At 35.7% G+C, this 15,453-nt stretch carries 13 protein-coding genes and 3 pseudogenes; 8 read left to right on the top strand and 8 right to left on the bottom strand.

The genetic code is table 11. The features are described from left to right. Positions 1–118: 118 nt before the first annotated feature. The 3 genes and pseudogenes from ACJZL1_RS03510 to ACJZL1_RS03500 form a co-directional block, all read left to right on the top strand. Entirely contained in the window at positions 119–1,186 is a 1,068-nt protein-coding gene (locus ACJZL1_RS03510) for a quinone-dependent dihydroorotate dehydrogenase (protein ID WP_419246987.1), read from the top strand. Between the two features lie 92 nt (positions 1,187–1,278). Then, a complete protein-coding gene (gene rnc / locus ACJZL1_RS03505; RefSeq protein WP_419246986.1) occupies positions 1,279–1,977 on the top strand; it encodes a ribonuclease III in 699 nt (232 codons plus the stop codon). Positions 1,978–2,058: 81 nt separating this feature from the next. Continuing rightward, positions 2,059–2,194: pseudogene (locus tag ACJZL1_RS03500) on the top strand (IS66 family transposase); the annotation flags it as partial. A 416-nt stretch (positions 2,195–2,610) separates the two neighbouring features. Here ACJZL1_RS03500 and ACJZL1_RS03495 read toward each other — a convergent pair. The 3 genes from ACJZL1_RS03495 to ACJZL1_RS03485 form a co-directional block, all read right to left on the bottom strand. Further along, a complete protein-coding gene (locus ACJZL1_RS03495) occupies positions 2,611–3,153 on the bottom strand; it encodes a hypothetical protein (RefSeq protein ID WP_265025860.1) in 543 nt (180 codons plus the stop codon). 109 nt (positions 3,154–3,262) lie between these two features. After that, positions 3,263–3,793, bottom strand: a complete 531-nt coding sequence (locus ACJZL1_RS03490) for a phospholipase D family protein (RefSeq protein WP_265025859.1) — start codon at positions 3,791–3,793, stop codon at positions 3,263–3,265. A 43-nt stretch (positions 3,794–3,836) separates the two neighbouring features. Further along, entirely contained in the window at positions 3,837–3,968 is a 132-nt protein-coding gene (locus ACJZL1_RS03485) for a hypothetical protein (protein WP_419246985.1), read from the bottom strand. 656 nt (positions 3,969–4,624) lie between these two features. Here ACJZL1_RS03485 and ACJZL1_RS03480 point away from each other — a divergent pair. Further along, on the top strand, positions 4,625–4,768 hold the full coding sequence (locus ACJZL1_RS03480; RefSeq protein ID WP_419246984.1) for a hypothetical protein: 144 nt from the start codon (positions 4,625–4,627) through the stop codon (positions 4,766–4,768). Positions 4,769–4,898: 130 nt separating this feature from the next. Here the strand turns inward: ACJZL1_RS03480 and ACJZL1_RS03475 are convergent. Continuing rightward, positions 4,899–5,762 (bottom strand): annotated as a pseudogene (locus ACJZL1_RS03475) (transposase). Positions 5,763–6,115: 353 nt separating this feature from the next. On the opposite strand from ACJZL1_RS03475, the gene ACJZL1_RS03470 reads away from it, so the two are divergent. Both ACJZL1_RS03470 and ACJZL1_RS03465 read left to right on the top strand, forming a co-directional pair. Further along, complete coding sequence (locus tag ACJZL1_RS03470) at positions 6,116–6,280, top strand: hypothetical protein (RefSeq protein ID WP_419246983.1); 165 nt, start codon at positions 6,116–6,118, stop codon at positions 6,278–6,280. Further along, positions 6,265–7,221 carry an IS5 family transposase gene (locus ACJZL1_RS03465; protein ID WP_419246982.1) on the top strand — a complete coding sequence of 319 codons (957 nt, stop codon included), beginning with the start codon at positions 6,265–6,267 and terminating at the stop codon, positions 7,219–7,221. The genes ACJZL1_RS03470 and ACJZL1_RS03465 overlap by 16 nt, the downstream gene beginning before the upstream one ends. A gap of 699 nt (positions 7,222–7,920) precedes the next feature. On the opposite strand, the gene lepA is transcribed toward ACJZL1_RS03465, so the two are convergent. After that, on the bottom strand, positions 7,921–9,717 hold the full coding sequence (gene lepA, locus ACJZL1_RS03460; protein WP_419246981.1) for a translation elongation factor 4: 1,797 nt from the start codon (positions 9,715–9,717) through the stop codon (positions 7,921–7,923). Positions 9,718–9,792: 75 nt separating this feature from the next. Then, on the bottom strand, positions 9,793–11,187 hold the full coding sequence (locus ACJZL1_RS03455) for a malonyl-CoA decarboxylase (protein ID WP_265035018.1): 1,395 nt from the start codon (positions 11,185–11,187) through the stop codon (positions 9,793–9,795). Between the two features lie 246 nt (positions 11,188–11,433). Here ACJZL1_RS03455 and ACJZL1_RS03450 point away from each other — a divergent pair. Beyond that, positions 11,434–12,444: pseudogene (locus ACJZL1_RS03450) on the top strand (hypothetical protein); the annotation flags it as partial. A 578-nt stretch (positions 12,445–13,022) separates the two neighbouring features. Beyond that, a complete protein-coding gene (locus ACJZL1_RS03445) occupies positions 13,023–13,349 on the top strand; it encodes a hypothetical protein (protein ID WP_419246980.1) in 327 nt (108 codons plus the stop codon). Between the two features lie 51 nt (positions 13,350–13,400). Here ACJZL1_RS03445 and ACJZL1_RS03440 read toward each other — a convergent pair whose 3' ends face one another. After that, complete coding sequence (locus tag ACJZL1_RS03440) at positions 13,401–14,312, bottom strand: SPFH domain-containing protein (protein WP_419247514.1); 912 nt, start codon at positions 14,310–14,312, stop codon at positions 13,401–13,403. 7 nt (positions 14,313–14,319) lie between these two features. Further along, positions 14,320–15,453, bottom strand: coding sequence for a peptidoglycan DD-metalloendopeptidase family protein (locus tag ACJZL1_RS03435; RefSeq protein ID WP_419246979.1), 1,134 nt, complete (start codon positions 15,451–15,453; stop codon positions 14,320–14,322).

Raw genomic sequence — 15,453 nt, 5'->3', positions numbered from 1 at the left:
TATATCTTGTAAAAGTTGCTCAATTCAACAGTAGCTTTAAGTGTGTAACCTATAGAGAAAATTATTCATAAGTAAAATCAATTCTTTTTAAGTTATGGTTATACTCTTATAGCGTTTCATGGTAAAAAATAAACTAAAAATAAGCAAAGTGTTTTACAAAATGATATTACGTAATTTATTGTTTTTACTGCCGCCTGAAGTTGCTCACTCTTTGGCAATCATGGCATTAAAGAAAATACCTTATAAGAATCCTATAGAGCTACCAGAATCTTTGAGTGTGAATTTTTTTGGTAGTAAGCTCAGAAGCCCCGTAGGCTTGGCTGCAGGTTTTGACAAGAATGCAGAAGTTATAAGGCCTATGCTTTCATTTGGTTTTGGGTTTATTGAAACTGGTACTGTAACTCGTAATCCACAATATGGAAACAAAAAACCAAGAATTTTTCGGTTGATTAAAGATCAAGGGGTAATTAACAGATTGGGATTTAACAATAAAGGAATAGACTATTTTCTTAAACAAATAGATGAAACCAAGCTTGATGACTGCATTTTTGGTATAAATATAGGAAAAAATAGTGCATCGAAAGACCAAATCCGTGATTATGTTGATTTAATAAAGATGGTATATGGAAAAAGCAATTATATAGTGCTGAACATCTCATCCCCAAACACGCCTAATTTACGCAATCTGCACAATAAGCAAGAATTATCGGAATTGTTGAAATCCATAACTCTAACCCGGAAATCAATTGATAATTCCGCAATAATATTAAAAATCTCACCAGATATAGATCAGCAAACGAAAGAAAATATCGCTGAGCTTGCGTTGGAATATAAGATTGACGGATTAACAGTAAGCAACACTACGGTAAGTAGAGATAATCTGCATTCCCACCACAACGAAAGTGGCGGATTGAGTGGCAAACCACTGTTCAAACTTTCAACCGAGTTATTGGGCGATATGTACAAATTTACTAAGGGCAAAATATTATTGATAGGGTGCGGAGGAATCTCAAGTGGTGCTGATGCATATAAAAAAATAAAAGCAGGAGCCTCTTTAGTGCAACTGTACACTGCTCTCATATACCAAGGGCCTCAAGTTGTGGATAAAATCAATCTGGAACTTGCAGAATTAGTAAGAAGGGATGGATTTAGTAACATTAGTGAGGTGGTGGGTTGTATACATTAATTTTGGAAGTTGTTGGTATTATTTTAATAAAACAAAACTAATTCTCTGGTATAAAGGTGTGGTAGGAAGTGCTTTTCTTTTAAACAATGGGTATGAAAAATTTGAATGATGCAATATCTAAAATCATTGATTATAAATTTACAAATTATGCAATATTAGAAGAGGCACTAACTCACCCAAGCGTAAATAAAAGGAATAGCAAAAACCAGATTGTAAGCTACGAAAGACTAGAGTTTTTAGGCGATAGTGTTTTGAATATGGTTGTGTCTGCTATATTGTATAAACTATTTCCTGAAGAAAAAGAAGGAGCATTGGCAAAAAGAAAAACGGATTTAGTTTGTGGCAACACCATTGCTAATGTTGCTAAAGAGATAAAATTAGGCAGTTTTATCATCATGAATAATAGTGAACGCTGCAATGGAGGAAGATGTAACCTAAAAAATTTAGAAAACTCGCTTGAAGCACTAATAGGTGCAATTTATATTGATGGCGAGCTTGAAAATGTTGAAAAATTTATTATCCAATATTGGGAAAAGCTAGCTAAAAGTATGCTTGACCCCCCTCAAGATCCTAAAACCTCACTGCAAGAGTGGACTCAGAAAAGCAAATTGCCTTTACCAGAATATGAGCTTGTAAAACAAACTGGACCAGCACACAATCCTGAATTTACTATATCAGTTTGCATAGAAGATTATGGTAAAGTTTCTGCATGCGCTTCTAGTAAGAAGATTGCTGAACAAAAAGCTGCTGAGTTGATGCTAGAAAAAATTGGAAAAAACGCTTCAGTTTAGGCAAAATAGGCATTAATGTAAGTTTTAAGGAAGCTAATAGCGTTTAGGGGAAATGGTCAATTTAAGGAGAAGCATAGTATTATTCATAAAAAAGTTGATCTACCAAAAATTAAGCCTTATGTAGTGGAATATCAATGGCCGTTGTTGGAGATGCGGAAAAAAAAGAAGTAGCAAGTTACCAAAAGGTGTTATGCCAGATACATTTGGTCCAAGAGTTGTTTTGTGAAGTTGACAGAGTCAAGGAGAATGAAAGTTTTAAAAAATAGCATATTTTTTAATTATAAAATTTAATATTAACTGATATAGCTAACCCAAGAAAGGTTTTCCTACGTCATACCGCCGCGGTATCTCAGCATAGATTCCGCTAACAAGTAGCGGAATGACGAATTTTTGTTTTTCAAATTATCGGTAAATCTAAGTCAGTTTAGCTATATTATCTCTCACACCGCTTAGCTGAACAGATACCATAAAAGATAGCTAGAAAGCAATTGCACTTGCAGCAAATTTCAAGATACAAGCTTCTGTATTTATTTTAAATTAAAAAAAGCTCAAGAAAAATAAAGTCAATTTTTGACGTCCCAAATATTACAGAATGTAGTTGGTTGATTGAGTAAAAACCAGTGAACGGTCAGGTTAAAACATGTTTTTAAATTTTTGCCAAAATCCTGGTTTATTATCATTAACCTTTGTAAATGTTATATTTAAACTGTATTTCGGATCATTTGGCACGTCGTATTTTATGCTAAATGTTGAAACTTTATCGTTATTGTAAATATGCACATCATCATATGATAGCTTTGTTGTGTAACACTTTACATGCTTTTGCTTATCATACACTAAATCGCCTGACTCCCTTTCTAGTTCCACAAATTTCGTTTTTTTCTGACATTCCTTTATTTTTATTAAATCCTTATCTAGTGATATTGAAACTGGCAGCGTACTTCCAGCATATTCTTTAGCTAAAAGTTCACTTTGAGGATACATTTTTATTTCCCTTCCAAAATGTGAGTCTATGAAATTATTACTCCAAAATTTATCGCCAGAATGTACGTATTCGTCAGTAGCATACGGTACACCACCATAACTGCATTGAACTTTGTAATCTCCAACACCATTGTCTTGAAAAAAATCATGAATGGCAGTATAGCTACCGGCAGCATCGTTTATATAATCCATTACCTGATTCCTTAAACTTTTGGTTTATTATATCATAATCATCATGCCAATCAATCAAAAAAGCTCTCTCTTGCTGTTTTTAGAACTGATTTTAAGCAAGTGCTCTTGATTAGTTGGGAGCATATTTATAAGACTGTGACATTCGTGCCTCCCAGTTTTTCACATACTGCTGAATCAATTCAGGATAATCTGTGATAATTAATAAATTTTCAGCATTTCCTTTTTTAGCTGTCTTACTCAGGTTAAACGACCCTGTGATAACTTTTTGATTATCAACAATCATTATCTTATTATGAGCAATTTTTGGCTTATCATCGATCCAAACTGGTACTCCACCTGAAAATAATTCATTTATAACACTATATTTTGAGTAGAGTTGTGATTTATCTAAAATGACTTTAACATCAACGCCACGCTCTTTAGCATTGATCAAAGATTTTGCAATTGTTCCAAGAGTAAATGTATATTCTTGAACTAAGATAGATTTTTTAGACTGATCTATTACGCTGATTATCGGCATAGCACAGTCTTCTCCAGGTGAAAAGCAAACCGTAGCTTTTGGGCAGGGCGAAAATATAAAACCCGCATAGTAATACAGAGAAAAACACATTAACAAGAATAAAAAGTGAAAAAGCCTCACAACAACCCACCCCAGGATATACGGCGATAGGCTACATCATAATTTAATCACCTGTCAATAGACTTCTTGCATAACCATATAACAAACTTTTATTGGGAATAGAAACGAAAAAACTTACTTGACACCCTTTGCCAGCCCCCTTATCATGAAACTGAAGGTATTCAGTTATCTTCATCTGTGCAGATTAAACAGCAAGAAAACAACGTAGTTGGCGTCTTATTTTTAATTTTTTGCACTATGTGCACCTTATGTCTTCACAATATTTCTAGGTTTTTACCTACACAAGCTGAAACGCGCTTATAAGTCGTTTAAGACAGTATAGTACGCCAATTTGCAGGATTAGAGAGTGACAACTAGCTAACGCGGGGTTTCTTTTGCCTTTTTTTCTGCTTAGTAAATTTCTTAAACATTTGTAGCTAAGGTTAGTTGCATTTAAAAGCAGCTAAATTGCAGTATTTAAGACTTAAAAAACGCCAATACTGAAAATAGACAATGACCAGGGTTTCTTTTGCCTTTTTTTTATTTGGTAAATTTCTTAAACATTTATGGCTAAACGACAACCGTCATCCCGCTGCTTGTTAGCGGGATCTCTTGTTAGCGGCTGAGATACCGCGAATGAATCGCGGTATGACGGTTAAGTAGGGTGTCATTCCAGTCTGGGCACTGGGATGACAAAAAAGAGGCTACTTGGATGACACCCTGACAATCGTCATCCCGCTACGTGTTAGCGGAATCTATGCTAAGAGATACCGCGAATAAATCGCGGTATGACGATTCGTGGCGGTATGACGGTTCGCGGTGGCATGACGATAAGCCTCGTCATCCCGCTACGTGTTAGCGGAATCTATGCTAAGAGATACCGCGAATAAATCGCGGTATGACGGTTCGTGGTGGGATGACGGTTCGCGGTGGCATGACGTAGGACTGCTGTCATTCCAGTCTGGAATCCAGCTTTTGATCGAAAATGTTGTATAGTGCACAATCAATTTTTCTGGATTCCAATGTCTGGGCACTGCCGTCTTGGATGGAAACCAGTGTCAGCTACTTGAATGACGAGAAAGGAGCTACTTGGATGACAAGAAAGTGGGCACTGGAATCTACCGTCTTAAGAGTCAAGATAAAAATTGTTATTTTTTATCATGGCATTTAAACAAACGATAATTTTTCTCATGACAGCAACTAATGCAACCTTAGCAGCTTTGCCAGAATCAACCAAACGCTGCTTTCATTTTTCTGTTGTGGCGCATAGCAACAAGAGCTGACATGTATAGTGCTTTCCTTGCATCTCCTTTGATTTGAGCTTTGCCAACTTTTCTTCCACTTTCGCTAGTTTTAGGTGCAACTCCAACCAAGCATGCAATTTCTCTATTCTCTAATCTACCAAACCTCTGTCAGTAGAACGCTCGCCGTCTTTGACCCAATACCTTTATAGCTGATTAAAAGCTCATTTTTTCCTTTCAATTCAGCTATCACGTCTTCTATGTCTTGCCTAATTTCCTTCAATTGTTTTTCAGCAAACTCTATTTGTCTTTCTATATATTCTCTAGCTTTTCCCGTTGCATTTTGCAGACGACACTTATTTGCATGATTTAAATTACGCTCAACTGCTCCTAGCTCCTTTAGTTCTTCTTGCTTTTGTACATCCTTTTACTTCACCGTTTTTACTGATAAATTCAGCGTATTTCTCCAGTAATTTAGCATCCAATTTGTCAGTTTTTGCGAAGTGATTGCAAGCTTTGGCAAATGCATATACCCGATTCGGGTGAGCTTTATGGACAGTTATCTTGCAACAATTTTACAATGAGCTTTTCATAGCCGCCGGTTTACACATAACTTGATGGGTAAATCGACTATATTTGTTTCTATAAACCCAGATATAGCATCATTCATGTTTGCTATGCGCTTATGCTTGCCATTAATTCAATGTTCCCTTGGAAACATCTACTCCCATAAAATTTATTCTAGCCATTTTTTTTACCTATAAATATAATCAATGCAAATGTTGTATACAGGATTGTAATTCGATCTTTTAGATCCACCTACCGTTCGTACTACATTTTGCTTTAAGCCAGCAACGGTTTTTACCCAGACACAGTATCACTCCTTTGCTTATCATAGTCTTTTGACTTTTTTTAAGATACAATCCAGGTCTTTTTTTTTAGACTGGATCCTATCATAGGATGACAGAAGCAGACACTCCACATTGTCATTCCAGTGCTTTGACTACTTGGATCCAGCTGAGTTGGTGAGTATAAAAGTATAGCTAATGCGAGCTCTACGTCATGCCGCCGTGGTATCTCTTAGCCGCTAACACGTAGCGGGATGACGGTTGTCAGGGTGTCATCCAGTACCTTCTCTTGTCATCCCAGTGCCCAGACACTGGGATGGCTTTGTTGCATAGCAACCGAAAAAATCTGGTGGCTACTGACAAAATTCATTATAAATAACCATTTAACTGTTGAAGAAAAAATATGCCACAGAAAATGAAAGTCAGTAACCAAAACGAATATAACAAATTCCTTGAAAAAAGGGGAAATATTTTTCGTTACATCGATGAAGCTATCGAAAATTGGTATGAAAATAGTCCAAAAATGCAGGGCGGCAACAATATTTACAGTGATAAAGTCGTAATTTTGGTGCATATAATTGTCAATCTTTTTAGAATTGGTTTAAGACAAACGGTGGGGTTTATAAAAGGATATCTGCAACAAATAGGAAAAAATTTGGCAGTTATCAGCTATTCACAAGCATCAAGAAGGTTTAAAAAACTTAATATTAAGATAAATGATTGCAGGGTTGATAAAAGCAACATGGAAAATATTGAAATTATCATAGATAGCACAAGTATCAGCATTTACAGTAACACTCCTGGCCACAGTAAGGAAAACAGTGCAGATAGAAAGTACCGAAGCTACGAGCAAGTAAGAAAGTTACATGTTATGTTAAGTGTGAATAGTAAAAAAGCTATAGCTGCAAGATACAGTAATGGCGTCTACTCTGACCACTATGGAGCTTGCGATTTGCTTGAAGAAGTTAATTTTCAGCACAAAATAAAAGCATTATATGCAGATAGGGCATACGATAGGCACAAACTTTATAAATTGTGTAAGAAATACGATATAAAGACAAAAATTCTACCAAAAAAGGATGCAGCAGAACATTCAAAAATAGATTATATGTCTGACAGAAATGCTGCTATTAGGTTAATAAAATTATATGGACAAGATGGTGTAAAAGAGTGGAAAAAGGAAGCAATTTATGGAAAGAGATCTTACATAGAAGGATTTTTCTCAAGGTTGAAGCAAGTATTTGGATTTAGCTTTAGGAATAAATCTGAAGTAAATCGTGAAAAAGAATTACTAATTAAGTGCTATTTGCTCAACAAATTCACTGATATTGGTATGGCTAAATTTGAAATCATTACATAAATTTGTCGTAAACCATCACTGCTTAAGGTGCTATGCAACAAAGCCCACTGGGATCCAGGAATTTTATTAAGTTGGTAAGCATAAAAGTAGCCGTTTTATGTTAAAGTACAACGTTTTGATGATTATGAAAAAGCTGGATTCCAGTGTCAAGCACTGGAATGACACCCTTCACGAGCTCTTTTAGTCATAAATATTTAAGAAATTTACCAAACGAAAAAAAAGGCAAAAGAAGCCCCGTGGTTATTATCCGCTTTAAAATATTGGCGTTTTTTATGTTTTAAACGCTTGACAAGCAAGATTTAGCTGCTTTTAATTGCAACTAACTTACGCTGCAAATGTTTAAGAAATTTACTAAGCAGAAAAAAAGACAAAGAATCCCCGAGTTAGCTAGTCTTTTACTATCTCTGTCGAGTATTGGCATTTTTTGATGTCTTGTAACGCTTTATAAGCGCGTTCAGCTTATTTAGATAAAAATCTAGATGTAGATGAAGTTTTGTAAAGACATACAGTATCTATATACTGCAAAAAATTGAACATAAGACGCCGATACATTAAGTAATCCTTACCTTTTAATCTGCAGATTGGCGAAAGCAAATACAATAGCTTCAGTCTCATGATAAGGGGGCTGGCAAAGGGTGTCAAGTAAGTTTTTTGTTTCTAACGGTTGTTGCCAAAAACTATACAAGAAGTCTTTTAAGATCAATCACTTATCTTCAAGGCTTGAATAAAAGCATTCTGTGGAATATTTACGTTCCCTATAGAATGTAACCTTTTTTTACCCTTTTTTTGCTTTTCAAGTAGTTTCATTCTTCGCGTTACATCTCCACCATAGAGTTTAGCTGTTACATCTTTTCTGTATGGGTTAATCGTTTCTCTGGCAATAATTTTTCCGCCCACTGCCGCTTGAATCGCGATTTTATATTGCTGACGTGGTATTAGATCCTGCAAGCGTGCACATATTTCACGCCCCCTTTTTTCTGCCCTACTTTTGTGAACAATACAGGCTAATGCATCTACGGGCTCTCCATTAATTAAAAAGCTTAATTTATCTATTTGACTTACCAGATAGCTGGAAATTTCCCAATCCAAGCTTGCATATCCTTTGGAAATTGATTTTAATCGATCATAAAAGTCAAAAACAACCTCAGACAGTGGTAATTTATATCTTAATAATGCTGTTGTTGTGTTACCAATGTAAGATAAATCTTCCTGTTCTCCCCTCCTTTCTTCACATAGAGATAGAATCTCTCCCAAGTATTGGTCGGGGACCATTATTGTTGCAGTAATCCACGGTTCCTCTACCATTTCAATCTTTATTGGATCTGGCATATCACTTGGATTATGAATATTCAGAATTTCACCGCTTCGTATTGTAACCCTATATATAACGCTCGGCGCAGTTGCTGTTAGATCTAAATCAAACTCTCTTTCGAGTCTTTCTTGAATAACTTCAAGATGCAACATTCCCAAAAATCCACAACGAAATCCATAGCCTAGCGCATTTGAAGTTTCAGCTTCGAAGGTAAAACTTGCATCATTTAAATGTAACTTTTCTAGAGCTTCCCTTAAATATTTAAAATCATCCGTTTTGTGAGGGAAAATGCTACAAAATACCACAGGATGCACTTCTTTAAATCCAGGAAGTGCTTCACTACAAGGTCTCTTTTCCTCAGTGATAGTGTCCCCTACCTTGCAGTCTGCTACTTCCTTCATTGAAGCAGTTATAAAACCAACTTCACCCGCTGAAAGCTCACTCGTCATAACTTTTTTAGGGGTGAAAATACCAATATTGTCCACTTGATATGTAGCATTATTAGACATCATAACAATTCTCATGCCTTTTTTTAGCACTCCATTTTTAACTCGCACTAAAATTACTACTCCTAAGTGAGTGTCATACCAACTATCAACTAAAATTGCTTGCAGTGGAGCATTTACATCACCTTGAGGAGCTGGAAGTTTTGCCACTATTGCTTCCAGTACATCTTTTATCCCAAGTCCAGTTTTTGCCGATATTAAAACTGACTCACTTGCGTCAATACCAATTATTTCCTCAACCTGGAGTTTTACCCTTTCTGGATCTGCAGCAGGAAGATCAACTTTATTGAGCACAACTATTATTTCATGGTTGTTGTCAATAGCTTTATATACATTTGCAAGGGTTTGTGCTTCAACGCCCTGGCTACTATCTACCACTAAAAGCGAACCTTCACATGCAGCTAAGCTTCGACTTACCTCATAAGAAAAATCAACGTGACCTGGGGTGTCCATGAGATTTAGGCAATATTGATTACCGTCGTTTGCCGTATAATTGAGTTTTACCGTCTGTGCTTTAATTGTAATGCCACGTTCACGCTCTATATCCATTGAATCGAGTATTTGATTGATCATTTCTCTTGCTTCAAGGCCGTTACATTTCTCTATTAAACGGTCAGCAAGCGTTGACTTACCGTGGTCTATATGCGCTATTATTGCAAAATTTCTTATGTTGTTCATTTATGGCTATTTTATTTAAGTAGAACCATTTTACATTTTAAGTGTTGTGAGGGCAATTATTTATTAAGAGACTATTTACTCCTTCAACATAGACGACACTTTTTTCGAGCAGGAAATCACTTTATTAACCATATAGTTTTCATGATTATTATCTATTTTAGGCAACTCATACAGATAATTTACCATCATCCCAGCCGACTGACTAATACCCTTTTCAGAAGTATCCGCCATCCAGTTTAATTGTTTTATCGATGCACCATTGCTTAAATGAAAATGCGCCACTGGATCATAGGCACTTCCATTATTGCTCTTAACCTTGAGCAAGTAATGTGCACATAGTTTAAGCATGCATTGTTTAGTTTCATTTGTACATTCAACGTTAGTTTTTAATTGCTCTGCACTTTCTAAAATTTCTGCACTAGATTGTTTTATATTTAGTTTGCCCAATAAAGTGACATCTTGGTTTAGATTGTTTTTTAGCCATTTCGTAAAGCCAGGTATTGGAGAAAGAGTTGCGTATGTTTTTATACTTTTAAACTCTTGTGACAGCTTTTCTACAACCCTTTTGATCAAAAAATTACCAAGGCTGATTCCAGATAACCCTGCTTGAGTATTTGATATTGAATAGAATATAGCAGTGCTTGCATTACTTGGATCATTTGAAGGTACCGACTCATCTAAAAGGTGTTGAATGCTATCTGCAATCTTATCCATTAATGCAACTTCTACAAAAATCAAAGGTTCGTTTGGTATCTTGTAATGAAAAAAAGCAAAACAGAGACCCAGCCTGTTTTTTAAGTCATCCCAAGAGGAAATTTTATGCACAGCTTCATATTTTATAAGTTTTTCTAGCAATGATGCAGGTGAATCCCAAGTGATTTGACGAAGATCGAGTAGATCAACATCAACCCAAGTATAGAGTATATTTTTTAATTCGTTCTCTAGTGGATTCAAGCTTCTATATTGGTTCTTTAGCTTAAGCACGTCAGAACGCATATCAACAATAAACTTGAGGCCTTCTGGTAAAGAAATAAATTGCTTCAATATTTTAGAACGCGGTGATTCAAGAATTTTTATCAAATCTTGCTCAAACTTATAGCCTAACTCAGGATTTTGATTCTTTTGATACTCTTTTATTTTCTCGTCTATTTCCTCTTTATTCGGATTAAATTTTTCTGCCAGGGTTTGCAGAAATTTTATTTTACCTTTCTCTGATAAGCTTAAGTACAAATTACCAAGAGATACAGCATTCTTACGTGCTGAAACCTCCCCTCCCTTTGGATTTAAGCACTCGTTCATCTTCAAGACTAAACTATCGATATCGCGACTGTTACTTAAATCAGGACCGATGTTACCAATCCATGATCTTACAGCATCTGCCACTCCACCTAGTATTTTAAAAAAGCTCCTTACCGCTTTTTTGTCTTCAACTTTCACTATATCAGTTTTTACCAATGATTCTTTCGTCATAGATTCCCTTTATTATACATGGCTAATGCAAGTCAGGTTTCCCCACGTCATACCGCCGCGGTATCTCTAGATCCCGCTAACAAGCAGCGGGATGACGGTTTGTCAAATCGTCGGTAAACCCAAGTTATTTTAGCTACATGTAGCTTAAGTTAAAGGAAAATTTTAGCTACATAGCAGGCACTATTACTAGATTATTAATAATTCAGTAATACAATTAATTTCAGAATGTTAATGGGGAGCAAGATTATGGCAGAAGCAAAGAAAAATCCAATCGTTACATTAAACGCTCAAGCTAAAGAATTTGACTTCAGTAAATTAAGAGCTGCAGAGGATAATAAAGAAGCAAACTCTGGCGAAACAATGTACTTAGATTTCCACAGGATGAATTTCGTTATTAATGAAAAAAAAATAGATAAAAGTCTTATTATTGCGCTGAAAGAAGGAGCGAAGGACTATGAGAGTAAGCTTCTTAGTGAGAATGATATTTATAGTGATTCTCTAGTTGGTGAAAGAGAAATAGATACAGATCAGGGTAGAGTTTTTGTTGATTCAGTGTTAAAAGAGCTTAATCAGAATAGATTACCTAAAATTTGGGAGAACCACTTCAATAATCCTGAAACTACTGATCATCAGAAAACTGATTCATATAGAAAAGAGTTTGAAAGATTTTACAACATAGGAAAGGAGCATAATCACCTACTACTAAGAAAGGGAGATAAAAATTACCGCCCAATTGCAAAAGAAATTTTTAAGGAAATGTTTGGATATGCTGGAGCAGAAGTTCCAAGTGACCCCATTTTAGAAGAGCTAGTCACTAATTGTAATCAAGCAGGATATGGAGCTGGTATATTTAATGAGTATCACGCTGCGCTTAGCAGTTACAGCTTAACTCCACATGATCCTGAAAAAGCACTAAATATCTACTACATTGACCACAATCACATAAAAATTAAGTCTGATATGGCAATACCTATAACCACATTTGACAATCCAGAAGAAAAAATATGTGATCTATCCAGCTCATTAGAATTCACACTTGAGTCTCAAGATGGTAAAGATGGTGTAACATATAAAGACGGCAAATTGTTACTTACTGCTCCTGAAGAGCTAAAAAACTATCAAGAGGGTGATAAGAGTTTGTTTGACATTATTAAAGAATATTTCCAAAAATTTTGTGAAAAGTTAGGATTTAAGTTCGAAACAAAAACACAAATAGAGCATAATCTGAACAACTCACTGAAAGTAGGCAGTTGTTTGAAAAATGTAGAACCTTTTGCTCACAGCAATGGACATGTTCGTGGTAGTTAAGAATTACTAACCCTTCTAACATTAGACTTCTTGCATAACCATATAACGAACTTTTATTGGGAATAGAGACGAAAAAACTTACTTGACACCCTTCGCCAGTCCCCTTATCATGAGACTGAAGCTATTTATTTATCTTCGCAATCTGTGCAGGTTAATGACAAAAAACTTAGGGTATTTGGCGTCTCATGTTTAATTTTTCGCACTACGTGCATCGCATGTCTTTAAAAATTTCTGGGTTTTTACCTATATAAGCCGAAACGCGCTTACAAAGCGTTTAAGACAGCAAAAAACGTCAAATTGACAAGGGAGAATTTGAATGCTAGCTACTACGGGGTTTCTTTGCCTTTTTTCCTGCTTAGTAAATTTCTTAAACACTTGCGGTGTAGGTTAGTTGCAAGTTAAAAGTAACTAAATCGCTCTTAATCAAGCGTTTTAGAATAAAAAAACGCCGATATTTTAGTACATAGTAAATAGCCAACCACCAACGGGGTTTCTTTTGCCTTTTTTTTTGTTTGGTAAATTTCTTAATGTTTATAGCTAAACGACAACCGTCATCCCGCTACTTGTTAGCGGGATCTAGAGATACCGCGAATGAATCGCGGGATGACGGTTCGCGGTGGCATCTCGTCATCCCGCTGCTTGTTAGCGGGATCTATGCCGAGATACCGCGAATGAATCGCGGTATGACGGTTCGTGGCGGCATGATGATAAGCTCGTCATCCCGCTGCTTGTTAGCGGATGAGATACCGCGGCGGTATGATGGTTCGTGGCGGTATGACGAGGGAAACCTGACTTGCATTAGCTATATCAAGCTTAAAATGTTGATAATCTTAAATTTCTTTACTAAATTATAATAATAACATAGTTTGGCCTATCAACCAAAAAGAATTAAAAGTATACCTAAGCTAATTATTATCCAAACTAATCGTCGGTTGTGCATCTTGCTCAGAGATTAGGGCAACCAACAAATTATTTATCAATTGAACTTTTTGCTTGCCATCTAATTGTAGGCTTTTGTTTTTTTCAAAATGAGCTATTACTTCCTCGACAATTCCTATTGCATTTTGCACTATATGCCTTCTTGCCGAAGTGATAGCATGTGCTTGTTGACGCCTTAACATTGCTTGTGCAATCTCGGATGAGTATGCTAAATGTGATATTCTTGCTTCTGTAATCTCAATTCCTGCAATATCTAATCTTTGTTGTAACATTGACTGCAATTCACTCGAAATTTTATCAGAATTTTTACGTAAAGATTCCTCATCGCTTTCGCTGTCATACGGATAGTTACTAGCTAATTCTCTTATTACTGAGTCACTTTGTACAAAAACAAATTCGTGATAGTTGTTAACATTATAATACGCCTTTGCAGGGCTGTTTACTCTCCAAACAATCACTGCTGAAATCTCTATTGGACTTCCGTTTGCATCATTCACTTTTATTTTTTCTGTGTTAATATTTTGAAATTTTAGAGAAATGATATGTTTGTTTGCAAATGGGATTGTGATAAACATTCCGGATTTAAAATAAGTTCCAATATAATGACCAAGAAATTCTATCACTCTTGCTTCATTAGGATGATTGATAAAAAACCCTGTAGGTAAAATTATGAATAGGATCACGAATAGGATCACAAATGGGATTATTAATACTAAAGCAGTACCATCCATTGAAACCAGGCTATTGTGTATTAAAGCCAGAGTATCATACACCGCAAGTAGTGATAACGGTATTGCCATTAGTATTATCACTAGTATTAATGCAGGAAAAAACCGAATTTGACTCAAATTTCTATCGTTTATCGTATTCTTATCCATATTGTCTTTAAACTTCTTTTTCACTTGAACCCTCCTTGTTAATCGTTTTATCTATCTTGCTTACAAATAGTTTAAACTCCTTTAATTCATGATCAAGCAACCTTACTTCGTTTTTATGCGCTATCGTAAGCGGATCAATGTGTTTGCCGTTATATATAACTTCGTAATGTAAATGGGGTCCTGTTGCAACACCAGTGCTACCAACATAGGCAATAACCTGCCCCTGCTTTACTTTAGAGCCTAACTTTATATCGCCACTAAATCTACTTACATGCGCGTAACAGGTTGAATATTCATTTTTGTGTTTTATTTTGATGTAATTTCCATAGCCACCATTCTTTCCTATATATTCTACCACACCCTCTGCAGCAGCGTATATGGGAGTGCCAAGTTTAGCTGCATAATCCACTCCTTTGTGAAAAGCAATTTTACCGCGAATAGGATGCTTTCTATTGCCAAATTTTGAGGATATGCGATAATCTCCATTTAAAGGATTTGCAAAAATTTCGCCATTTTTTAAGCTTATTCCTTCATTATTAAAATACCTTTCTTTGCCGTCTTGCGATTTATAATGATATAAACTAATAGCTTTCTTGTTTATTGTCAGTGAAGAATATAAAATTTTTTCTTCAGTCTTCTGATTATTAGGCAATCTCTCAAAAAGAACCTCCAATTTACTCTTCGGCACAATGTCTTTTTTAAAATCAACACCGAAATCTTTATATATGTTGATCAATTTCACCACTGTATTTGGCGCCAACCCTTGCTCAATTCCCGTGGCAAAAAAGGAAGATTTTATGGTGCTGGATATGAATAATAATTTTCTATCATGTACTAAGTTTCCTACGTTGCTTTCCTCCATCAAAGTAATATCTTTTTTTTTCCTGATTCCTTGCTGAAGTGACACTGGAGAGTGGGTCAGGTTGCTTTCTGTCATGCAAGTAGCTGACACTGGAATCCAGTTTTTTAATCGAAAATGTTGTATAGTGTGCTGTTTACAATCAATTTTGCTGGATCCCAGTGTCTGGGCACTGGGATGACAAGAAAAAGAGGCACTGGCTGCATACTGCGCAAGATCTGTTGATGTTTCAGCGGTATATAACGGTAAGATAAAGAGCAGCATAAATACAATCAGCTTCAT

It is taken from the genome of Wolbachia endosymbiont of Rhagoletis indifferens (assembly GCF_048537595.1).
Lineage (GTDB): Bacteria > Pseudomonadota > Alphaproteobacteria > Rickettsiales > Anaplasmataceae > Wolbachia.
The sequence above is the reverse complement of the archived record's forward strand: the minus strand, read 5'-3'. Positions and strand labels throughout refer to the sequence as shown.

What these genes read in the sequence shown, in the direction of transcription:
- ACJZL1_RS03495 (WP_265025860.1), bottom strand. Translation starts at nt 3,153, where the DNA reads ATGGATTATATAAACGATGCTGCCGGTAGCTATACTGCCATTCATGAT.
- rnc (WP_419246986.1), top strand. Translation starts at nt 1,279, where the DNA reads ATGAAAAATTTGAATGATGCAATATCTAAAATCATTGATTATAAATTT.
- ACJZL1_RS03445 (WP_419246980.1), top strand. Translation starts at nt 13,023, where the DNA reads ATGTTTATAGCTAAACGACAACCGTCATCCCGCTACTTGTTAGCGGGA.
- ACJZL1_RS03455 (WP_265035018.1), bottom strand. Translation starts at nt 11,187, where the DNA reads ATGACGAAAGAATCATTGGTAAAAACTGATATAGTGAAAGTTGAAGAC.
- ACJZL1_RS03510 (WP_419246987.1), top strand. Translation starts at nt 119, where the DNA reads ATGGTAAAAAATAAACTAAAAATAAGCAAAGTGTTTTACAAAATGATA.
- ACJZL1_RS03435 (WP_419246979.1), bottom strand. Translation starts at nt 15,453, where the DNA reads ATGAAGCTGATTGTATTTATGCTGCTCTTTATCTTACCGTTATATACC.
- ACJZL1_RS03465 (WP_419246982.1), top strand. Translation starts at nt 6,265, where the DNA reads ATGCCACAGAAAATGAAAGTCAGTAACCAAAACGAATATAACAAATTC.
- ACJZL1_RS03485 (WP_419246985.1), bottom strand. Translation starts at nt 3,968, where the DNA reads ATGAAGATAACTGAATACCTTCAGTTTCATGATAAGGGGGCTGGCAAA.
- lepA (WP_419246981.1), bottom strand. Translation starts at nt 9,717, where the DNA reads ATGAACAACATAAGAAATTTTGCAATAATAGCGCATATAGACCACGGT.
- ACJZL1_RS03440 (WP_419247514.1), bottom strand. Translation starts at nt 14,312, where the DNA reads ATGGATAAGAATACGATAAACGATAGAAATTTGAGTCAAATTCGGTTT.
- ACJZL1_RS03470 (WP_419246983.1), top strand. Translation starts at nt 6,116, where the DNA reads ATGACGGTTGTCAGGGTGTCATCCAGTACCTTCTCTTGTCATCCCAGT.